13 protein-coding genes are annotated in these 22,643 nt (G+C 61.4%); 3 read left to right on the forward strand and 10 right to left on the reverse strand.

Going from position 1 to position 22,643, the window contains the following annotated elements:
* Positions 1-492: 492 nt before the first annotated feature.
* Entirely contained in the window at positions 493-1,269 is a 777-nt protein-coding gene (locus tag IAE77_RS05350) for a DUF1080 domain-containing protein (RefSeq protein ID WP_294222928.1), read from the reverse strand.
* Positions 1,270-1,343: 74 nt separating this feature from the next.
* Between IAE77_RS05350 and IAE77_RS05355 the strand changes: the two genes are divergently transcribed.
* The 3 genes from IAE77_RS05355 to IAE77_RS05365 are packed head-to-tail and all read left to right on the forward strand — an operon-like array spanning position 1,344 to position 5,799.
* Positions 1,344-2,939: an arylsulfatase gene (locus tag IAE77_RS05355; protein ID WP_294222930.1), complete on the forward strand. Its 1,596-nt coding sequence runs from the start codon at positions 1,344-1,346 to the stop codon at positions 2,937-2,939.
* 2 nt (positions 2,940-2,941) lie between these two features.
* Entirely contained in the window at positions 2,942-4,342 is a 1,401-nt protein-coding gene (locus tag IAE77_RS05360) for a sulfatase (RefSeq protein ID WP_294222932.1), read from the forward strand.
* Between the two features lie 26 nt (positions 4,343-4,368).
* Complete coding sequence (locus IAE77_RS05365) at positions 4,369-5,799, forward strand: sulfatase-like hydrolase/transferase (RefSeq protein WP_294222934.1); 1,431 nt, start codon at positions 4,369-4,371, stop codon at positions 5,797-5,799.
* Positions 5,800-5,835: 36 nt separating this feature from the next.
* Here the strand turns inward: IAE77_RS05365 and IAE77_RS05370 are convergent, their stop codons facing one another.
* The 9 genes from IAE77_RS05370 to IAE77_RS05410 form a co-directional block, all read right to left on the reverse strand.
* Positions 5,836-7,200 carry a sulfatase gene (locus IAE77_RS05370; RefSeq protein WP_294222937.1) on the reverse strand — a complete coding sequence of 455 codons (1,365 nt, stop codon included), beginning with the start codon at positions 7,198-7,200 and terminating at the stop codon, positions 5,836-5,838.
* 29 nt (positions 7,201-7,229) lie between these two features.
* Positions 7,230-8,672 carry a sulfatase-like hydrolase/transferase gene (locus IAE77_RS05375; protein WP_294222939.1) on the reverse strand — a complete coding sequence of 481 codons (1,443 nt, stop codon included), beginning with the start codon at positions 8,670-8,672 and terminating at the stop codon, positions 7,230-7,232.
* Positions 8,673-8,699: 27 nt separating this feature from the next.
* Entirely contained in the window at positions 8,700-10,184 is a 1,485-nt protein-coding gene (locus tag IAE77_RS05380; RefSeq protein WP_294222941.1) for a sulfatase, read from the reverse strand.
* Positions 10,185-10,296: 112 nt separating this feature from the next.
* On the reverse strand, positions 10,297-11,892 hold the full coding sequence (locus IAE77_RS05385; protein WP_294222944.1) for a sulfatase: 1,596 nt from the start codon (positions 11,890-11,892) through the stop codon (positions 10,297-10,299).
* A gap of 226 nt (positions 11,893-12,118) precedes the next feature.
* Positions 12,119-13,648, reverse strand: coding sequence for an arylsulfatase (locus IAE77_RS05390; RefSeq protein WP_294222946.1), 1,530 nt, complete (start codon positions 13,646-13,648; stop codon positions 12,119-12,121).
* Positions 13,645-15,435: a tetratricopeptide repeat protein gene (locus IAE77_RS05395; protein WP_294222949.1), complete on the reverse strand. Its 1,791-nt coding sequence runs from the start codon at positions 15,433-15,435 to the stop codon at positions 13,645-13,647. The genes IAE77_RS05390 and IAE77_RS05395 overlap by 4 nt, the downstream gene beginning before the upstream one ends.
* Positions 15,419-16,774 (reverse strand): hypothetical protein, encoded by a 1,356-nt coding sequence (locus tag IAE77_RS05400; protein WP_294222952.1) that lies wholly within the window; start codon positions 16,772-16,774, stop codon positions 15,419-15,421. Before IAE77_RS05400 ends, IAE77_RS05395 begins: the two co-directional genes overlap by 17 nt.
* Positions 16,775-16,830: 56 nt before the next feature.
* A complete protein-coding gene (gene trpA, locus IAE77_RS05405; protein WP_294222955.1) occupies positions 16,831-17,643 on the reverse strand; it encodes a tryptophan synthase subunit alpha in 813 nt (270 codons plus the stop codon).
* Positions 17,644-18,190: 547 nt separating this feature from the next.
* A complete protein-coding gene (locus tag IAE77_RS05410; RefSeq protein ID WP_345780961.1) occupies positions 18,191-22,540 on the reverse strand; it encodes a bifunctional serine/threonine-protein kinase/formylglycine-generating enzyme family protein in 4,350 nt (1,449 codons plus the stop codon).
* Positions 22,541-22,643: the final 103 nt, after the last annotated feature.

Below are 22,643 nucleotides of genomic sequence, written 5' to 3' on the forward strand. Positions count from 1 at the left end.
AGCCCCCCAGCGTACTCCCCATCCAAACTCCCCTCACGCACCCTCCGCGCAGCGGCTCAGTTCAACAATTCATTGCACCAATTCGCAACGAAGCAGCCAAAAGGCATCGTCTATCTAAGGATGAAGTTCGACAGAGGCAACGTCAGAAAGCCAACAGGGGCTGCCTCTTGGGGATTGCTTCTAGCATTGGCTCCTTGTTTTTTCTTGTATTAGGCGGCTGTGTTATTGGCGGAGCATGTGGCGCAATTGTTGGTCTGTTTTTTGGGAAATCTACGCACTATGCCGCAGTGGGTGCTGTATGCGGCTTCATGGGGGGGCTAGCAGCATGGGGTCAAAGCAAATAGCCACACATCAGTTGCTGATGTTAATGACTTGCTTAGCAAAGTTCTATTCTGCACTTCGACCGGGAGATTTCATTCATTAGCCACTCGGTCATAACAGCCTGCAGTCCTACCATTGGTTCTTCATGTTATAGTGTAGTAGATTGAACCATCACTTCTCCAGCGGCATCAGCTCGATCTTCCGAAACCACACCGGCTGACCCTCGGCTTGCAGAGCGATGTGGCCGTAGCTCAGCTTCACATCGCCACCGGCGGCGGTGATGTCGCTGGCGGGGGCGATGGTGCAGGCGGGATCGAGCACCGGATGTTGGTAACGCAGCACTTCGACGCCGTTGATGCGGTGGATGATCACGTCGTGGCCGCGCACCTCCATCTCCGCACGCACCCACTCCTCCGCAGGAAAGGTCGGCGAGCTCGATTTGGCGATGTGCTTCGTGAAAAGCTGCCCCGCCATCTCCACATGCGTGCCTGGCGTGCAGAGATTGCCCGTGGGGCGAGGTCCTTTGCCCTCATCGGCGAGGAATTGCATTTCCAGGCTCGACGGAAAGCCCTGATCGAAGCGCATGCTCTGCGGCGGCTGCGCATGCAGCATCACGCCGCTGTTGAGGTTCACATACTTCGGCGCGTCGGCCATCATCGCGCCGGTGAAGCGATACTCCATGCGCAGGATGTAGTGCGAGTAGGCCAAGTTGGTGAAAAGGTGCCCGTATTGCTGGTCAAACTTCTCGTAGCCATCGTAGCTGACCTTCAGGATGCCGTCCTCGACGCGGAAGGTGTTCGCAAAATTCTCACCCAGAGGCCGCTTCGCGATCTTGATCGTCCACCCGGTCAGATCCTTGCCATTGAAGAGCGGAATCCACTTCGGCTCCTCGGCGAGGGCTGTGGAGACGATGAGGGCAAAGAAAGCGGCGCAGGCAGATCGGATCATGAGTGCCACCTTGTCGTGATACCCGCCAAATCCAACCGGAAGATGACCGAGTGTTCGTCGTTTAGCAGCTCGCCATGAAATGCCTCCTCTCTGTGCTCCTCTGTGTGCTCTGTGGTTTCCTCCAAGCCGCGGAAAAGCCCAACATCGTCGTCATCCTCGTCGATGACATGGGCTTCGCGGACCTCGGCTGCTATGGCTCAGAGATTCCCACGCCGAATCTCGATGCTCTGGCGAAGAACGGCCTGCGCTTCACGCAGTTCTACAACACCGGTCGCTGCTGCCCCACGCGTGCCTCGTTGCTCACCGGCCTCTATTCGCATCAGGCCGGCATCGGGCACATGACCGATGACAAGGGCGTGCCGGGCTATCAAGGCCGGCTCAACAACTCCTGCGTGACCATCGCCGAGGTGCTGCGGCCTGCTGGCTACTTCACTGCGATGACCGGAAAGTGGCATGTGGGTCAAAATCTCGGCGTGGTGCCTTGGGAACGCGGTTTCGATCGTTCGCTGAATGCCGCGGCGGGCGGCTTTTACTTCGCAGGAGGCGACAAGGCGAAAGCGAAGCTCTTCCTCAATGGCGAAGCCATCGCCAACGACGATCCGCGTCTGCCGAAGGACTGGTATTCGACCGATCTGTGGACGACCTTTGGCTTGAAGTTCATCGACGAAGCGCTCGCCGCGAAGAAGCCGTTTTACCTGCACCTCTGCCACAACGCACCGCATTTCCCGCTCCAAGCTCCTGCGGATGCCATCGCCAAATTTCGCGGCAAATACAAAGACGGTTGGGGAGCACTGCGCGATGCCCGCATCGCCCGGCAGAAGGAACTCGGCATCATCGACGCCCTCTGGGAGAAGTCGCCACGCCCGCCCACCATCAAGCTGTGGAAAGATCACACGCCGGAGGAGCAGGACCGCTTTGACCATCTCATGGCCGTCTATGCCGCCACCGTGCACCGCATGGACCAGGCCATCGGCGACCTCGTCAGCGGCCTCAAAGAGCGTGGCGTGCTCGAAAACACGCTCATCCTCTTCATGAGCGACAACGGCGGCAACGCCGAATCCGGCCCCGGCGGCCGCAGCGACGGCGATCCGACCCAAGCCGCCTCGAATTGGTTCTGCGGCGAAAGCTGGGCTTTCCTGGAAAACGCCCCGTTCCGCAAATACAAGCACTACAACCACGAAGGCGGCATCGCCACGCCGCTCATCGCGCACTGGCCGGTGGGCATCGAGGCCAGGAACGAGCTCCGCCACACCCCTTCCCACCTCATCGACATCATGGCGACGTGCGTTGATGTCAGCGGTGCCAGCTATCCCAAAGAGCAAAAGGGCCACTCGATCACTCCGATGGAAGGCGTTTCACTCAAACCTCTCCTTCTCTCCCCTTCTCCAAGTCTCCCAGTCTCCCGCCCTCTCTTCTGGGAGCACGAAGGCAACGCCGCCGTGCGTCACGGCGATCTCAAACTCGTCCGCACCGGCCGAAACGGCCCCTGGGAGCTCTACGACCTCAAAGCCGACCGCACCGAGCAGCACGATCTCGCTGCCGCCCAACCGGAAAAAGTGAAGGAACTCGCTGCTGAATGGCAATCGTGGGCCGAACGTGCCCATGTGCTGCCTTATCCAGGCGAAGGGAAAGGGAAGAAGGGCAAAGGAAAGAAGAAAGCCGCCAAATGACCATGAAACATCCATTGCTCATCCTCTGTCTGCTCGCGCTTTGTTTGCCGTTGACGGCGGCGCAGCCCAATCTGCTGCTCATCATCGCGGATGACTGTACCTATCGCGACATGGAGGTGTACGGCGGCCAGGCGCGCACTCCGCATCTGATGCGGCTGGCGGGCGAGGGCATGAAATTCACGCGCTGCTTCCAGGCGGCGCCGATGTGCTCCCCCACGCGGCACTGCCTCTACACCGGTCTTTATCCGGTGAAGTCGGGAGCCTATCCGAATCACACGATGGCCTATGACTGGGTGAAAAGCATCGCCCACTACCTTCAGGCCGCCGGTTACACCACGCATTTGTCCGGCAAGACGCACATCAACCCGAAATCCGTCTTCCCCTTCGACTACAGCGGCACGGAGAATCCCGATCCTGCGGCCTTCGCCGAGGTGCTGAAAAGCAGCACGGCGTCGGGCAAGCCCTTCCTTTTCATCGCCGCATCGCACGAGCCACACACGCCGTGGAATCAGGGTGATCCATCGCAGTATCCCCCTGCGTCGTTGAAACTGCCGCCCGTGTTGGTCGATGCGCCGGACACCCGCGAGGGTTTCTCGAAATATCTCGCCGAGATCACCTTCTTCGACTCTCAAGTCGGCGACTTCCTCGGGCTGCTCGATCAATCCGCGCATCGCGACCACACGCTCGTCATGGTTTTGAGCGAGCAGGGGAATAGTTTCCCCTTCGCGAAGTGGACCTGTTACGATGTGGGGCTGGCCAGCGCCTGCATCGCTCGCTGGCCGGGTCAAACGAAGCCCGGCAGTGTCAGCGACGCTCTCATCGAGTATGTGGATGTCGTTCCCACCTTCCTGGAAGCCGCAGGCGTGGAGCGCCCGGGCGTTCTGGATGGCCGCAGCTTCGTTCCGGTGCTCAAGGGTGGTGCCACCACGCACAAGACGCACGTCTTCGGGTTGCAAACCACGCGGGGCATCCATCACGGGTCCGAATACTTCGGCATCCGTTCGGTGCGCGATGCTCGCTACCGCTACATCCGCAACTTCACGCCGGAAATCACCTTCGAAAACGCCGCCACGCACGATCCTACCTTCCAGACCTGGATCCAAATGGCCGCCAAAGCGGATGAAAACGCGAAGCGCCTTGTCCACGACTATCAGCACCGTCCTGGCGAGGAACTCTACGACTGCGAACGAGATCCCTGGAACCGGCAAAACCTCGCCAACGATCCGAAACACGCCGCTCCGCTTGCCGCGCTTCGCATCCAGCTCGACTCCTGGATGCGTCAGCAAGGTGATGAAGGCCAGGCGACCGAGCTTAAAGCGCTGACCCGCATGCCCAAGGCTGCCAAAACGGACGCGGAGGGACCGAAGAAGAAAAAGAAGGCCGGCAAAAAGGCGAAGGAGTGAGGTGCCGGCCGCGTTTCCGCGCGACCATGCGTCGATTCACCCTTGTCTTTGCCCTTTGCTCATCCCTTCTCACTGCCGCACCGCCGAATGTGCTCATTCTGTTCTCAGATGATCAAGGCAGTGCGGATCTGAGCTGCCAGGGGTCGAAGGACACCCAGACGCCGAACATCGATTCCCTGGCGAAGAATGGTGTGAGGTGCACGCAGGGCTACATCTCATCCTGCATGTGCTCGCCGAGCCGGGCAGGGCTGCTGACGGGGAGGTCGCAGTCGCGGTTCGGGCATGAGATCAACTGGGAAGGGCGTGATGAAACGGGCGTGCGCGGCCTCCCGGTGACGGAAAAGACGCTGGCGGATCATTTGAAGGCCGCGGGCTATCGCACCGGTTGCGTGGGAAAGTGGCATTTGGGCGACGTGGCGAAGTTTCATCCGAAGCAGCGGGGCTTTGACGAGTATTTCGGCCACATCGGCGGCTCGCATGATTACTTCGCGTCGAAGGACGGCGGCAAAGGAGGAACGTATGCACTGGAGGGCTGGGACGGGAAGCCGTTCGAGTTCGCGAATGATTACCTGACCGACATCAACGGCCGGGCAGCCTGTGAGTTCATCCGTCGCAGCGATCCGGCGAAGCCGTGGTTTCTTTACGTGGCCTTCAATGCCCCGCACACGCCGACCCAGGCCACGGAGAAGTATCTGCAGCGGTTCGCTCACATTGCTGATGAGCAGCGCCGGACGTATGCGGCCATGGTCAGCGCCCTGGATGACGCCGTGGGCGCCATTTTGACCGAACTGAGGTCACGGGGCGCGGAAGACAACACGCTGATCTTTTTCCTGAGCGACAACGGCGGCCCGCTGGACCGCAACAGTTCGCTGAACACGCCTCTGAGCGGCGAAAAAGGTCACATGCTCGAAGGCGGCATCCGCACGCCTTACCTCGTGCAGTGGAAGGCCGAACTGCCTGCGGGGAAGGTGTATGAGCAGCCGGTGAGCAGCCTGGATATTGCGGCGACGGCGATAGAAGCGGCGACAGAAAGTAGAACGGGTTTTCAACCCGTTCAGAACGAGTTGAAAACTCGTTCTCCATTGGATGGCGTGGACTTGATTCCGTTCTTCAAGGGCGAGAAAACCGGCCGCCCGCATGACGTGCTCTACTGGCGCATGACGGCACGCGGCATCTGGGCGATTCGCATGGGCGATTGGAAACTCGTCACGCACAACGGCTGGCACGATCTCCCCGCCGCCAAACCGAGGCCGCGCCTGATTCATCTGGCGGCGGATCCCGGCGAACTGCACGACTTGAGCGAGAAGGAACCTGCAAAGCTCGCCGAGTTACAGAACGCTTATGACGCTTGGGCCGCGACACTGCCGGAGCCGCTGTGGAGCACCGATGTCAGTCCTGAAGCTGCCAAAGCGCGTCTGGAGAGAGGAAAACGCCAGAAGATGAAGAAAGCAGAGTGAGGCAACTGCATCCCGTCGCTGGCGAGTTCTGCTGACTCACTTCAATTGCGGCACACCGGGCACGACGGTGGCTTGGTGTTGTTTCACCGCTTCGTGGATCTCGGCGATCACTTCCGGGTGTTCGGCGGCGACGTCGCGTTTCTCCGAAGGATCGCGGCCAAGGTGAAACAGCAGTGGCGGTTCGTGCGCGTCCGCCTTGGGCTGGCCGTAGCCAGTTTGCGTTTTGAAGTGGGCCTTCCACTCACCCACACGGCAGGCAAAGAGCTGGTCCCCCCGATAGTAGAAGAACGGCCGTGCTGGAAGCGGCTTCGAATCGAAAAGCAGAGGCGCGAGATCCGTGCCATCGAGTGTGACGCCTTTCGGCAGCGGTGTCTCGGCGAGGGCGAGCGCCGTGGGCAGCAGGTCCATGGTGCTGGCGAGCTGGCTGGTGACGCCGGGTTTGATGCGTCCGGGCATCCACGCGATGCCAGGGACGCGCATGCCGCCCTCCCAGGTGCTGCCTTTGCCATCCTTGAGCAGGCCGGCGCTGCCGCCTTGATCACCCATGATGAGCCAGGGGCCGTTGTCGCTGGTGAAGAAGACCAGTGTGTTTTCCGCGATGCCCTCCGAACGCAGCGCTTCGAGCACCTGGCCCACGCTCCAGTCGAGTTCCTCCACGGCGTCGCCGAAGATGCCGGCGCGGTTTTTGCCTCTGAATGCGGGAGACGCGAACATCGGCACATGGGGGAAGGTGTGCGGCATGTAGAGGAAGAAGGGGCCGCCTTTTTTCTCGCGGATGAACTTCACCGCTTCGGCCGTGTAGCGCTTCGTCAAAGTGGTCTGGTCGGCAGGTTGTTCGACGACCTTTCCATCCCGCATCAGCGCCACGTTCCAGCCATCGTGCGGCGGATTGGGGGAGCCGGTGCTGCCTTTGGGCAGGCCAGGCCGTGCATCCATGTCGTTCGAGTAAGGCAGGCCGAACTGATGGTCGAAGCCCTGGTCCAGCGGACGTGATCCCTCGTGGATGCCGAGGTGCCATTTCCCGATCTGCATGGTGGCATAGCCTTTCTCCTTCAAGGCCTCGGCGATGGTGATCTCGGCCGGTGGCAGGCCGCCCTCGGAGTTGGGGAAGAGGACACGGCGGTCACCACACATGCCGCTGCGGATTGGCAGCCGCCCCGTGAGCAAAGCGGCACGGCTGGGCGTGCAGACCTCCGCCGCCGAGTAGAAATCCGTGAAGCGCAGACCTTCGGCGGCCATGCGGTCGAGATTCGGCGTGCGAATGACCGGAGAACCGTAACAGCCGAGGTCGCCATAGCCGAGGTCGTCGGCGAAGAGGATGATGATGTTCGGTTTCGAGGCCGCGGCGGCCGGTGGCAGCGTGGCCAGCAGTGCGAGCAGGAGCAGGGTGTGAAGGTTCATGACAAAGAGGGGTGGTAGGGTCCGGGTGATCAGCGTTTCTTCTTCTTTTTGCCACCCGCTTTGGGATCGAGGTAGCTCTGGAACTGCCAGTGCTTCTTCCACTCGGCGAGGAAGGGCTGATACTGCGGCGTGTCGAACCAGTTCACCGATTCGGGATCGGGCGGCGAGACTTTGCCCTCGGGATAGTCCTTGCCGGCAAAACTCGCCTCCATCGTCGCGTTCCAGGCCAGCAGTTGCTGCTTCATCTTCGCGAGCAGTTCCGGTTTTTCAGTGGCGAGATCGTGGGTCTCGTTCGGATCGGTCACGATGTCGTAAAGCTCGAATTTGCCGCCGTCCAGGTTGTCGGTCAGCAGCTTGTGGCGGTCGTCCACCCAGGCGCGTTTGGCATGATAGCGGAAGCCGATGGGCCGGTCGCGCAGGCCCGTTTCGCCAGTGAGCAATGGCTTGAGGCTTCTGCCGTCGAGTGGTTTCATCATGACACTGTCCGGCAGGCCCAGGATGTCCACGACCGTGGGGAAAAGATCCATCACGCAGGCAGGATGACTGGTGACGCGCGGTTTGATGACGGTCGGCCATTCGATGATGCCGGGGACGCGGATGCCGCCCTCGAACACGCTGCCTTTATGGCCGCGCAGACCACCGACGGTTTCAGGCGTGATGCCGGGCAGTCCGCCATTGTCGCTGCAAAAGACGAGCAGCGTGTTTTCAGCGAGGCCCAGGTCACGCAACCTGCCGCGCAGCGTGCCGATGCTGCGGTCCATGGCGGCCAGTTCGCCGTAGTGATTGGCCGAGGACTCATCGAGCTGCGCAAAGGATGTCTTGTCCGCCGACAGGGCCTTGAACGGGCTGTGCGGCGAGCCAAACCAGATCACGGCAAAGAGCGGCCTGCCACCGCCGTGGTGTTTTTCGAGAAACTTCACCGCCTCTCCCACGGCGATGTCGGACGAGTCGCCTTTCATCTGCTCAAACGTCCCCGCGCGGCTCATGATCGGGTCCACATCGTAGAAGTTCGACACGGACACCCACTCGTCGAAACCGAACGCGCCCGGATTGCGCGGATCATCGGCAAAGATCGGCGCGCCCGGGCCTTTGTGGCCGTTGAGGTGCCATTTGCCGAAGTGTCCGGTCGCATAACCGGAGCCATTCAAAGCCTGCGCGATCGTTTTCTCCTGCAGCCGGAGCGCATAGCCATGCGTGAGAACACCAGTGCGGTCGTGTGAACGACCGGTGAGCACCGAGGCACGTGTGGGGGAGCAAACCGGGCCGCCCGCGTAAAAGCGCTCAAAGCGCAGCCCGTTCGCCGCCATCGCGTCGAGATTCGGCGTTTTGAGCACGGGATGGCCTCGATAGCCGGTCTGTCCCCAGCCCATGTCATCCGCCATGACAAAGATGATGTTCGGCTGGGTGTCTGCCGCATGCGTGATGGTGCAGGCCAGTGCCAGGACGGCGAGGGATGAGAACAGGAGCTTCATGATCGTGAAATTGAGGAAGGTACGGGTTCAGCGGGGGCCGGGTGCGTTGATGTGCGCGGCGTCTTTCGGCAGGCCGGGATAATCACCGCGTGTCTGCTTCTTTTTGCCGATCGCTTTGCCGGTCTCGCGATCAAAGCCATCGGGCGTGAGGTTGTCCGGCGTGGCATCGCCTGTTTCGCTGGTCCATTGGTCGAGCAATGCGGCGATACGAGCCGTGGTTCCGGCATACGCGGCATCCGTGGCCAGATTGTGAAGCTGGAGCGGATCGCCGGACGATTGATAAAGTTCCTCAACGGGCCGTGGCGCGAGGAAAACATCCGCTTGAGCCGGGGTGAGTTTTTTCGCGTCCCGCAGTGACTTGAGTGATTCGTGAGAGGGAGAGCGCACAGAGTCGGCGGGCCCCTGCCAGGCGAGGGCGGGGCGTTGGTTGCGGATGTAGAGCCATCCATCCGTGCGCACGCCACGACCGTGCGCCTCGTAGTCGTGCCAGTTGTGCTCGGAGAAGGCGTGATGACGCGTCACCGCCTGCGGATCTTTGAAAAGCGGCATGAAACTGACGCCTTGAAAGCTGGGCGGCGCCTTCACGCCCGCGGCCTCGAGAAAGGTCGGCGCGATGTCGATGGAACTGACGAGACTGGCGGAGGACGATCCGGCTTTGGCGATTCCAGCAGGCCAATGGGCCACCAGCGCGGTTTTCATGCCGGAATCGTGCAGCCGTGTCTTCGCACGCGGGAAGGGGCGGCCGTTGTCGGCGAGGATGACGATCAGCGTGTTGTCGAGGATGCCCTGCGCGGCCAGCGCATCCGCCACTTGGCCGACAAAGTGGTCGAAGCGTGTGATCTCGTTGTGATACGAGGCCAGATCGGCACGCGTGGCCGCGTCATCGGCGAGGAAGGGCGGCACGGTGATGTCCTGCGGGCGATGTTTCGGGCCATAACGGCCTTCATCCCACTCGTCGTCTGCCTCCCAGTTGCGATGCGCATCGAGCGAGGCGAACCAGAAGAAGAACGGCTTGTCCTTGGGCCGGTTGACGATCGTTTCGGCCCATTTCGACTCGCCACCGTGATTGTCGGGAGTGACACCCGGATCGATGAGGTCCCAGGTCTCAGCGCCGACACTGGTGCCGGCGCGTGTCATGTGGTTTTTGCCCACGATGGCGGTGTGGTAGCCATTTTCGCGCAACACGCCCGGCAGCCACGGCAGATGCGCGGCCACGGGCTGGTGCAGCTCCGCGGCGGGGCCGTTGTTGTGCGGATAGCGGCTGGTGATGATGCTGGAGCGGCTGGGGCTGCAACTGCTGGCCGTGAGATACGCCTCCGTGAACTTCATGCCCCTGGCCGCCAGGGCATCGATGCGCGGCGTGCGGGCCGTTTTGCTGCCGTAGCAGCCGAAGTCGTCGAAACTGACGTCATCGGCGATGCACACGATGAGATTCGGCCGCCCGGCGGAGAATGACGTAGCCGGATTGAAGGCAGAGAACAGCAACGTGGCGAGGAGGAGCAGTCGTGTCATGGATGAGTTGGGACTGAGGTGATGACAGCAGAATGGGTGACAGCAGAATTGAGTTGGAGGGGGGCGGATGATGAGGTGGTTCGGCAGTCACCGCCGGCTTGACGTCATGAGGTCATTTCGTCTGGCTGTCCTGCGCCGCTTGAATGGCTTCGGAGACTGATTTCATGCCGCTGGGCTGGTAGGCATCCCAGGGGCCGTCGGCGCTGCCGGCGGGCCAGGTGGCGGGATCGGCGTAGAGGTCGTCGGTGTCCTGGTAGTGCTGCTTCAATCGCGCGAGTTCGCCTTTGAGCTCGGTGAACTTGGTGGCGATGGCCGGATTCTGCGCATCGGCCTGTGAGAACAGCAGGTTGTGCTGCTCGTGCGGATCGGCGGTGAGGTCGAAGAGTTCATACGCGTCCTGCTTCCAGTAGTGGATGAGTTTGTGCGTGGCGGTGCGCACGCCGAGGTGAGCCCGGGTGTTGTGGTGACCGGGGTCGTGGTAGTAGCGATAGTACATCGACTTGCGCCAGTCCGGCGGCGACTCGCCACGCAGCAGCGCTGCGATGGAGCGGCCTTGCATGAAGTCTGGCACAGGCAGGCCGGCCAGATCGAGGAAGGTGGGCGCGAGGTCGATGTTGGCGACGAATTGGGAGGGCAGGCTGCCTTTCTTCACGCCGGGACCACGAACAAGCAGCGGCACATGCAGGCCGGGCTCATACATGAAGCGCTTGTCGTAAAGTCCGAGGTCGCCGAGATACCAGCCGTTGTCGGCGGAGTAGATGACGATGGTGTTTTCCGCCAGCCCGGCCTCATCGAGGTAATCGAGCACCTTGCCCACGCCGTCATCCACGCCCTGCACGCAGGCGAGGTAGTCGCGCATGTATTTCTGATACTTCCACTTCACGAGATCCTGGCCCGTGAGCACCTTGCCATCGATTTCCAGCTCCATGGGCTTTTCGTTCATCCACTTTTGCAAAGCGGGGCCTTTGAGATCGGCGGGCGGGGTGAGTTTCAAGTCACGGCGGGTCAGATCGCGGGCGACGGTCTGCTCATTCACCGGCAGCGCTGCGGGACGCGTGGCGTAGTCGTCCCACAGTGTTTCGGGTTCGGGGATGACCTTGTCCTTGAACATCTCGATGTGTCGCGTGGCTGGCTCCCAGGCGCGATGCGGGGCTTTTTGGTGCAGCATGAGGAAGAACGGCTTGTCCTTCGGGCGCGTCTTCATCCACTCGATGCCCAGATCGGTGGTGATGTCGGTGCAGTGGCCTTCGATGGTGGTCTTTTTCTTTCCGGGGAGGAGGAACTGCGGGTTCCAATACGCACCCTGTCCAGGCAGCACGATCCAGCGGTCGAAGCCGGTGGGATCGCTGCCGAGGTGCCACTTCCCGATCATGCCGGTGTGGTAGCCGCCTTGCTGCAGATGCTTCGCCACGTGATCGCGGCTGCCGTCGAAGCGATTGAAGACGGGGACGCCATTTCGATGGGAATACTGGCCGGTGAGCAGGGTGGCGCGGCTGGGCGTGCAGATCGAATTGGTGACGAAGCTGTTGGTGAATCTCGCGCCTTCTTTCGCCAGCCGGTCGATGTTCGGCGTCTGATTCACCTTCGAGCCATAGGCGGAGATGGCGTGCTGCGCGTGGTCATCGGAGAAGATGAAGAGGATGTTGGGCTTCTCGGCAGCCGAGAGCATCGAGCCGAGGAGGGTGAGAATGAGCAGTGATCGCTTCATGGGGGGATTCGGGGAGTTGGATGGCAGCAGAATGGGTGACAGCAGAATTGAGTTGAAGGAGATCAATCAATGGGTGGTTCGGCGGGTGAGTGACTTCACGATGTCATTGGGTCCTGGCTGGTTCGGGCACTCGGATTTTGGACTCAAAAGGCAGTTGGAGCATGGCCGTGGAGTGGATTGGTTCTGCTGTCATTTGCCTGGGATTGCCGGGCAGCGAGCGGGCAGTCTATTTCCTGGCCTTCTTGCCTCCCGTCTTCCATTGCGGCTCCCAGTCGGGGAGCGGGCTGCGGGCGGTTTTGAGGTAGTCGCCAATCTTGGCGGCGATGTCGGGATGTTGGCCGGCCACGTTGGTCTCCTCGGCGACGTCGTTCTGCTGGTCAAAGAGCTGCACTGGCGCATCCGGGCCGCCCATGCGGATGCCCTTCCAGCGGCCTTGATAAAGCGCGGCCTGCTTGAAGCCGCCTTCGTGGAATTCCCAGTAGAGAAACTCGTGCTTCTTCTGTGCATCCGTCTTTCCTGTGAGCACCGGCACGAGGCTGAGGCCGTCGGTGGCCTCCGGGGCGGGTGCGCCGGCCAGTTCGGCGGCTGTGGGCATGAAATCGGGGAAGTAGCCGACGTGATCGGACTCGCCCGGCTTCACCTTGCCCGGCCACCAGGCGATGAAGGGCACGCGGATGCCGCCGTCGGTGAGGCTGCGTTTGATGCCGGTGTAGGGACCGTTGGGATCGAAGCGCTCCAGGTTGTGCTTGCTCTCATTGTGCGGGCCGTTGTCGCTGCTGAAAATGACCAGCGTGTTCTCCGCGAGGCCGAGGGACTTGAGATGCTCCATCATGCGGCCGACGTAGCTGTCGAGGCGCGTGATCATCGCCGCCTGGCCTTTGTCCTGTTTCGGCCAGTCCTTGTCCGCGTAGGGGCCGTAGTCGGGCACATGGGCGCCATCGCCCAGCTCGCGGGCGCGTTCATTGTTCGCATGCGGGATGACCATGGCCCAGTAGAGGAAAAAGGGCCGGGTCTTGTTCTCGCTGACGAATTTCAGCGCATCATCGGCGAAGAGATCGTCCGCATAGTGGACCGCCTCCGTCGCGTAGCCTGCGCCATCCTCGCCCACAGGCACGATGACGTTCGAGAGCGGCTCCTTTGTCTCATTGCGCCAGAGATAGTCCGGGAAGTGGTTGTGGGCGTGGTGCTGGCTCAGGTAGCCGTAGAAATAGTCAAAGCCGTGCTTCCGTGGCAGGCCGCTTTCCGCCTCACCGACGTTTCCCAGGCCCCATTTGCCGATCAGCGCGGTCTGGTAGCCCGCTTTCTTCAAAACGTCCGCCACGGTCACATCGCCCGCCTTCAGCGCCTGGGCGGCCGGGTTGGTCTTGCCGGCGTTTCCGCGAATCCGTGTGTGTCCATGATGCAAACCGGTCATCAACACGCTGCGTGACGGTGCGCACACAGTCGCTCCCGCGTAGAAATGGGTGAATCGCAGGCCTTCCTTCGCCATGCGGTCGAGATTCGGCGTGGTGATGACTTTCTGGCCGTAACAGCCGAGATCGGCATAGCCCAGATCGTCGGCCATGATCCAGATCAGGTTCGGCTGAGCCGAAAAGGACGCCTGCGGAAGGACAAAGGCCGAAACGAGGAAGAAGAGACGAAAAAGCTTCATGGAGCCGATGGGAACGGCCGCCAGATGCCCGCTTTTCGATTTTCTGCCGTCCACGTAGGCGCAGCCGCCAGACTGCGGCGGATCGGGAAGCTCGGCGCTGCTCACGCTTCCTTCACCTTCGCCCGCAGCTTCTCCACCAGCTCCCGGCTCACCTTTACATCCTTCTGCCACGTCACATTTGTCGGATCAGTGGCCGCCAGACGTTCGTCGATACGCAGGCTCTGCTCCATCAGCTCCAGCGCCTCCGCCCAGCGCTCCTGCGGTTCATAGACCTTGGAGGCGATGAGCCAGCAGCTGTAGGAAAGGTCGCGCTGCCACCCGGCATTGGCGGGGTCGCTCTTGGCGAGGCGTTCGGCGATGTCCTTGCTCTCGGAGAAGGAACGCAAGGCGCCGGCCAGATCACCCTGCACCACGGCGAGGTCGCCGAGTTTCTCCAACGAGACGGAGAGGTCGCGCTGCCAATGGGCATTGGCGGGGTCGCTCGGGGCGAGGCGTTCGCGGATGGTCTTGCTCTCGGAGAAGGAGCGCAAGGCCCCGGCCAGATCACCCTGCGCCATGGCGAGGTCGCCGAGCTTGTTCAGCGAGACAGAGAGGTCGCGCTGCCACTGGGCATTGGCAGGATCGCTCTTGGCGAGGCGTTCGGCGATATCCTTGCTCTCGGAGAAGGAACGCAAGGCCCCGGTCAGATCGCCCTGCGCCACGGCGAGGTTGCCGAGTTTCTCCAGCGAGACGGAAAGGTCGCGCTGCCACCCGGCATTGGTGTGGTCGCTCTGGGCGAGGCGTTCGCGGATGGTCTTGCTCTCGGAGAAGGAGCGCAAGGCCCCGGCCAGATCGCCCTGCGCCACGGCGAGGTCGCCGAGCTTGTTCAGCGAGACGGAAAGGTCGCGCTGCCACCCGGCATTGGTGTGGCCGCTCTTGGCGAGCCGTTCGCGGATGGTCTTGCTCTCGGAGAAGGAGCGCAAGGCACCGGCCAGATCGCCCTGCGCCACGGCGAGGTCGCCGAGTTTCTCCAACGAGACGGAGAGGTCGCGCTGCCACTCGGCATTGGCGGGGTCGCTCTGGGCGAGGCGTTCGGCGATGGCCTTGCTCTCGGAGAAGGAGCGCAAGGCCCCGACCAGATCGCCCTGCGCCACAGCGAGGTCGCCTTTCATGTCGAGCCAAAGGCTGCGATCACGATCCGTGGCAAAGATGGCACGATCCCCCACTTCCAGCAGGCTGGCCGCAGCCGTGACAGATCCTGTGTCCAAGGCATGCCGCATGAGCGGGAACAGGAGCCGAGTGACGGCATCTGGGGACAGAGGCTGGCCTCCCGCCACCTCCTGAAGAAGGAGGGGATGAAGGGAGCGCCAGATAAGGGAAGGTGTGGCCTCTGCGTGATCGCTGCCCCACCGGGGCATGCTGATGCGGTCCAGCGTGCTGGCGGCAGGCAGCGAAGCCCGGGTGGGTGATTCAAACTTCGGCGAGCACCAGGAGACAAGGTCCTTGCCATGATGGAAGCAGGCAGGTGTCTGGGCATCGTCCAGCGTGAGAATGAGGGTGGCTGGGATGGCACCGAGAGCCTCGCGGCAGGCATTCATCTCCTTCCAGAAGGCGGCCTGGACCTCCGCGTCACTCAGCGCCTCCACATCGGGGTCAGGGCAGAGGAAGATGACCGGCTGGGAGTTCCGGGCATGCTCCCGGCAGCGCTCGACGAGCTGCCACGCCGAGGCACGCTCATCGCGGGCCAGGGGCCGGTAGCGTTCGATCACAATCGGGCGAGGACCTCGTATCTTCCTCCACAAGTTTTCAAACGCCTGGAAGGAATGGTAGCGCAGCAAGGCCAGACCGTTCCGATGTTGGTCGATAAAGTGCTCCAGCTCGTGCTGGAGGTCTTGCTCAGTGGATTCCGGCATCGAGTCCCAGCTCCCTGAGATAGTCCTTGGCGAGAGGGTGAACGCCGAGCCAACGGTCTCCGTTGTATTCGATGAGAGCGCCGCTCATGAGCAGGTATTGCAGGTCCGGGTCGGGCTCTGTGGCCACCTCCCTGCCTGCGGCTTGGGCTCTGGCAATGTCTGCAAGGCGCTGCTGCAGGGGTTTTGGCGATTTTTTCTCCTCCGGCGGGTAGCCGATCTGGAGGCCGATGGTGGCTACCATGCGGTTGAGGGCGGCCTTGATGCTTTCCTTGTCGATGACTTTCGATTTCTGCACTGGCAGGAACTGGGCGCAGGATTGGATGGCGTCAAAGATGTCCCGCAGGACGCCTCCGGTGCGCTCGATGAGCAGTTCCATGGCATCCTTTGGCAGTACGTCCTCGGCCACGCGGCGGCGGATGATGGTGCGCAGGATGGTGCGGCCTTCCTCGCAGGGCTTGCCATGGCGGGTGTAGGTCTTGATCATCGGCAGGCCGATGGTGTGGTCGAAGTAGGACTTGATCGAGCTGGCCTCAGGCGAATGAAACGTGAAGACCGGCACGGTGTAGATCGCACGCACGGCGATGTCGCCGAGAAGGCGGCCATCATTTACGAAAATGTGCCGAGCATCAGCGAGTCCCAGCTTGTCGAGATCCTCAATGATGAGCAAGACCTTGGCGTTCGACTTTTCCGTCTTTGTCCGCCATGCCTGCTCCATGGATACCGCCAGGGCATTGACACTGGCCATGAGCTCGCCTTTGCGCTGGCGCACCTTGCTCACGGTGCTGGTGTCCGTGCGGGAACCGAACTTGAGGGCGCTGGTGAATTTGGCTGACAGGCCGATCAGCTTGTCAAGGAGGCTGCTGGAGGTGTTGATGCCCGCACCCACCTCCAGGTCCGAACTGCGGGTCTCATGCTGGGTGGAGGTGGTCTCGTTGAAGAACTCCACCACGGGTTCCAGGGCGGCTTCGCTCAAGGAAAGCCCATTGTCCCTCGACACCTCGATCATGCGGGTGCAAGCGGCGAGAAGGACATCCGCAGCCTGATTGCCGCTGACGGGGAGGTAGTCGCCTGCCACAAGGGTCACCGGCAGCCATTCAGGCCCCAATTCGGAGATGACTTTGTTCAACTCGGTGCTTTTGCCGCAGCCACGATGGCCGAACACAAGTATTCGCTGAGCCACGGGTTGCTCAAGGATGTTTCGGACGTTGATGCGGAAGCAAGTCAGATGGTCGCGAGCCTCCGACGTCTCCACCCAGAAATCAGCGATCGCCCCATTAGTCAACGGGCGCGGCGAGCAATTGACGGTGGCCTCGGACAGAGTCTTGGCGGGGTGCGACATGGAATCGGATGATACGACGCTGGTGCCTGCCCGCAACTGAGGACGTGACGGAGTGATCAGAGCGCGTGCACCGCATCGACGAGCGGCTTCACGAAGGCTTCGACCTTCTCGGCGCAGTCGGCGGAGGTGCCGTTTTGCTCGATGAGCTTCACGATGGCGCTGCCGACGACGACGCCGTCGGCTTTGCTGGCGATTTCGGCGGCTTGGGAGGGGTTCGAGACGCCGAATCCGACGCAGACGGGCACTTCGGTGGCCGCTTTGATCACAGCGACCTGCTCGGCGATGCCGGTGGCGATCTCGGCCTGGGCTCCCGTGACGCCGAGGCGGCTCACATAATAGACGAAGCCCTCGGCGCTCTTCGCGATGCTGGCGATGCGGTCGGCGGGCGAGGTCGGGGCGATGAGCTGGATGTGGCGGAGGTCGGGCGCGGGCTTCAGTTCGGCATTTTGCGCCGCTTCATCCGGCGGGAGATCGAGAACGAGGACGCCATCGGCTCCGGCCGCGGCCGCGTCGTGATGGAAGCGGTCGTAGCCGTAGGTGTAGATGGGATTGAGGTAGGTGAAGAGGACGAGCGGGACCTGGCTCTGCGTGCGGAGCTTGCGGATCATTTCCAAAACACCCGGCGTGCTCGCTCCGGCCTTCAGCGCGCGGTCGGCGGCCATTTGATTGACCACGCCATCGGCCAGCGGATCGGAAAACGGCACGCCCAGTTCGACGACATCCACTCCGGCGCGTTCCAGGCCCAAAACGATGTCGATCGTGGCATCAAGCGTGGGATCACCGGCGCAGACATAGGCCACAAAGGCCTTTTTCTTCGCGGTGCGAAGCTGGGCAAAACGGGCGTCGATGCGGTTGGTAGGGGCGGACATGGGGCGGGGTGTTTAGCATGCGGAATCAGGGATGTCGAGCCGAGAGCAGCGAGACAGACGCACCCAGGTCCACCGGAAGTGTGCGATTTTCTTCCGGTGGCGCGCATGGTTCCGCCGGAAGAACGCGATTTTCTTCCGGTGGCGCGCGTGGTTCCGCCGGAAGTGCTCGAGTTTCCTCCGGTGGCGCGCGTGGTTCCGCTGGAAGAACGCGAGTTTCTTCCGGTAGCGCGCGTGGTTCCGCCGGAAGAACGCGATTTTCTTCCGGGAGCGCGCGTGGTTCCGCCGGAAGAACGCGAGTTTCCTCCGGTAGCGCGCGTGGTTCTGCCGGAAGTGCGCGCGCTTCCAGCGGCGGCCTGCACGCAACCAGTTGAAAATCAGTCAACCGCGCAAAATTCGCCGTTTTCGCCGCCAAGAATGATCAGGGAGCCGACTGAAAGACCTGAAGGCTGGCCTTGCCAGGGTGTCATCCGCACGACCGACGGCTGTCAGCGACGTGACCGGGGGGGCGTGCGTGGCGATGTGTGCTGTGGAGCGCAGCCACCGACGGCTACTCGGTGGTTTCCAGGACGATGCGGAAGCCGAGGTCATTAGCGCGATTGTTAGGCGGCGAAGGGCCACGAAATGAAGAGAGTAGAACGTCAGCCCCATACCACTTCCAAGAGGCACCCCGTGTTACTCTTTGAGTTTGATCAAACAGGTCTTCGCAAAACTCCCAGACGTTCCCGCCCAGATCATAGATGCCCAGCTTGTTCGGCTTGAAACACATCACCGGAGCCGTGGAAATGCAGCCATCGGTGTAATCTTCGATCACTTTGCTGGAAGGAAACATGCCACGGTATGTCATGTCAGCATAATTGCCCACACCCGTCAACGGTGGATACTTCGAACCCCACGGATATTCATTTCGAATGCCCTGGCCAAGATCTTTGGGGGCGGTGCCAGGATTTTCATCTTTCCCGATACCAGCGGCATAGCTCCACTCCCGATCTTTTGGCAGACGGTAGATCCGACCTTCTTTACCGCTCAGCCATGCACAGAAAGCACGTGCATCATTCCAATCCACGGCCACCACGGGATGATTGTCCGCCTCACTGACTTTCAGTCCCTCTTTGGTTGTCTGATCCTTCCACTTGTCATCCACGCCCGGCGTCTCCGCCGCATACTTCGCGTAATCGCCCTTCCGTGTCTCGTGGATGCAGAAGAGCACCTGGGCGCCGGGGACTTTGACGAACTTCATGCCGAGGCTGTTGGTGAAGTCGCTCTTGGCGGCTGTGGCGGGCGCAGGAACCGGGGCGGCTGTTGGCGTGGGAGTAGGAGCGGCGGGCTTGGTCGTGCTGGTCGGTGTGTTCGTTGGGCGCAGTGTGGATTTCGACTCGATCCAAACCACCATTTTTCTTTTGTTGCCTTCGTACACAGAAATATCGAGATCAATGGCCGGTCCCGCTTGAGAAATGACCTCGTTCATTTCAGCGTCAGGTCCGATTCCGTGCCAGTTGCCATCAGTCTTGCGGATCGCAATCTGGCCGCCGCTGTTTTTTAGCGTTAGGGCTGGCGGCAGATCATCCAGTGGCTTTGCAAACGCATTTGGATTCCGCGCATAGACGGCTCCACTCTTGCCAAGTGCGAGCCAGCCATACTTAGCGCCTCCATGAATTAACTTCACCATTGGCTCGCTTGGATTGGTCGTAGTGGCTGCTTCTTTCACCGAGCCGGGCCTGAGGTTCACGAAAAACTCACGGTACTTATTGTCCTTGGTGATCCAAAATACATCATTTGCGGTGGCAGTAATCAGAGTGGTTTCACCTTTCTTTAGCGCGATGAGAAGCGGATTGAGAGCTGACTCAATTTGATTGTCGTTCGGTTTGTTTGTCCATTGATAGCCTCCTGCGGTCCATTCTCTATTCTTTCTTTGTATGAAGTGAGCGTCTCCTATGCCTGAGAGCAACGCCCCTTCATCAAGTTCCAACTCGCTTCCTCTACGCTGGTGACGATGAAGAAAGTTGTCTGCAAGCCACCACTTGCTGTGCGATTCGATGGCCTGCACTTTTTTGTATTCGGCCGCTGGTGTAGCTCGATTTTCCAGCAGGATTCGTTTTCCAGCCCCTCTTTTTCTCACTCCCAAAAGAACACCAGGATCCCCTGTGTCTGCCACCACGCGGGTGTAATCACTCTCTGAAAAAGGACGAAGAAGACTGCGCTCCTCAATTTTTTGCCCATCCCAATAACCCCAGACACGAAGCTTCCCGCCTTCTTTCATCGCATCTTGATGCCACCGAGGGAGACGGGAGTAATCCAAAAGAGGATCGAATGGGTCGAGGGCGGGTTGGCCGCTGGAGGAAGCTTTTGGCGCGGAATCTGGAGGGGTCGCTGCAAGACCAGGCACTGATGGCGTTGGCAATCCACCACCCCGCGTCGCCGCGATCTGCTCGCGCACGGTCTTCACGCGCATGGCGTCGTCGAGCTTCTGGGCCTGGGTCAGTTCGGTCTGCACGGCGGCGAGGGCCTGGTCGTACTTGTCGTAGAGCGGCTGCATGGCCTTGGCCTTCGTGGCCTCGTGCTGGGCGGTGGTGCTGCGGTAGGTCTTGCGCAGGGTCTTGAGCGTGTCGGGCACCTTGCCGGGTGCTAGTGTACTCTCGTCCACCTCGGACGGCACGCCCTCGTTTTTCTCGATGCGCTGCTTCTCTTCCCGCAGGGCGAGCGCTTCTTCCAGCTTCCCGCCTTGGGAGGCGGCGGCCAGGGCGCGGTCGAGCGCACTGAGGTAGAGCTTATCTAAAGCGGCCATGCTGGCCTTGAACGCTGTGTTGGCATCTCGCTCCACGGCAGACTGAAAGCTGGAATCGAGCGCGGCGAGGCGCTGGTCGAGGGCGCTGGCGGGCGTGGCGGCAGCCATGGTGGTGACAGGAGGGGGAGAAGAGGAGACTGGGAGACTCGGAGATGGGGAGGCAGGTGTTGTGGTCGCTGCTGCTGGTGACGGAACGGATGGCTTCGGCGGAGCGGCAGGCGCAGGAGTGACGGCGACTGGCGCAGTGCTGCCTGGACTTGTGGCCGGGAGGTTCCAGCCGAGTTCCTTGAGCGGATCGGCCACACCGTCGAGGTTCAGGTATTCCACATCTTTGATCCATTGTCCCCCGGCGCGCACCCCGAAGGGGCCGCGTGGGATCATGCCGGGCACCTCGCGTTCGAGCACGGTGGATGAGTTCAGGCGAGCGATCACTCTTTGACCGATGACGGCGAGTTCGAGGATTCCCTCCTCTCCGACGGCGGGTTTTGCCAGTTTAACTTCCTTCACGTCAACCACTGGACCCAAGGGGGTGTTCTGATTCCTCAATTGGAATCGTCCGTCGTCCCAGAGAATGGCCTCCGGCATCGGCTTGGCTGTGTCGTAACGGCAATGCAGGGAGACATTCCCGGCTTTCTCTTTGCGGAAACGAATGCGCACGGCCACGTCACGCGGGGGGGGGCCTATGATGTCGCTTGAGATCACCAATGCTTTTTGTGACTCGCCTGGAGAGGTTAAAAAGGACAGCCAGCCGTCCTTCACCTCTAAGCCGGACTTCTTCCATCTCGCCTCGGTGCTTTCAACGCGCTGCCAATTGGAAACTGCCATCGGGCTAGAGACAGTCTGTGCTGGTGGCGTGGCAGGAGGAGGATTGCCGGGCTTTGTTGTCGGTAAGGGGCTGGCTTGAGAGGATGCATCCGCAGGTGTGATTGTTTGTCCGGTCGCGATGGGCTTAGATTTTGAGGTTTCTGATGTGCTGGAACCGCTCGTTCCGCTCAGAGGACTGAGTGGACCACTTTGTTTTTCCTTCTCGCTGCCGCTCATCATCACAAACGCGCCAATGCCAAGGGCGACGACAGCCCCAAGGCCAAGCAGGAGCGGGGCGGAGGATTTCTTGGGCGGGAGGTGAGCGCGGGTGCCCTCACCCGCTTTGGGTGTGGAGCGGACGGGGGCGTCCGCACTCCTCTTCTGAACCGCGCTGCGTTGCGCGGGTGTTTGTGCGACTTGCGCGGCGGGGATGGCGGAGGTCGGCACCAAGGGCACGGTGAGGATCACATCCAGGTCACGCCGCAGTTCAGTGCTGCTTTGATAGCGCTCCTCGCGGTCGCTCTGCATGGCCTTGAGGATGATGGGATCAAAACGCGGATCGAGGCCGGGCAGGCGGGCGGTGGCGGGCTTGAAGGCGCCGCGCGGCACCTCGCCGGTGAGCATCTGATAGAGCATGACACCCACGGCATAAAGGTCAGCGCGGCCATCAATGTGCGAGCCGAGCATGAGCACCTCGGGCGCGACGAAGTCGGGCGTGCCCATGGCGTAACCGGTCTTCGTGAGGCCATGCGTGCCGGGCTCTTCGATCTTCGCCAATCCGAAGTCGGCGACCTTGACCTGGCCCTTCCTGTTGATGAGCACATTGGCCGGTTTGATGTCGCGGTGGACTATGCCCAGCTCATGCGCGGCGCTGAGCGCGTCACACACATGCGCGGTGATGGCCAGCGCGTGCTCCGGCGGCAGCTTTCCTTGGCTGCGAATCATCTGCGAGACATCGGTGCCATTCACATACTCCATGGCGAAGTAGAGCAGGCCGCCGGTGGTGAGGCCAAAGTCGTGTACACTGACCACCGCCGGATTGATTAAGCGAGCCATCAGCCGGGCCTCGTTCTTGAAGCGTTCGGCAAAGCTGGGGTCTTCCTGCTCGACACCGGGAGGTAAAATCTTGATGGCGACGGGGCGGTCAAGATTGCTTTGAACGCCTTTGTAAACCGCGCCCATGCCGCCACGGCCGAGGAGTTTTTCAATCGTGTAGCCCGGCATCTGCTCCTGAAGCTCGGCGGGTGAAGGCGGCTCCCAGCGGGCATTGCCGCCGGTGGTGCGTGGAGTCGGTGTGGCGGGATCACTCATGGCTGGGAGGCTTAAGCTGGCGTTACCCGGCTTTGCTACGAAAAAGGCAGGGGTTTGGCAAGGATAGAATCTTGAGCGCGGCGGGAAGTAGGGTAGGCACCGT

The organism is Prosthecobacter sp., from assembly GCF_014879935.1.
GTDB lineage: Bacteria > Verrucomicrobiota > Verrucomicrobiia > Verrucomicrobiales > Verrucomicrobiaceae > Prosthecobacter.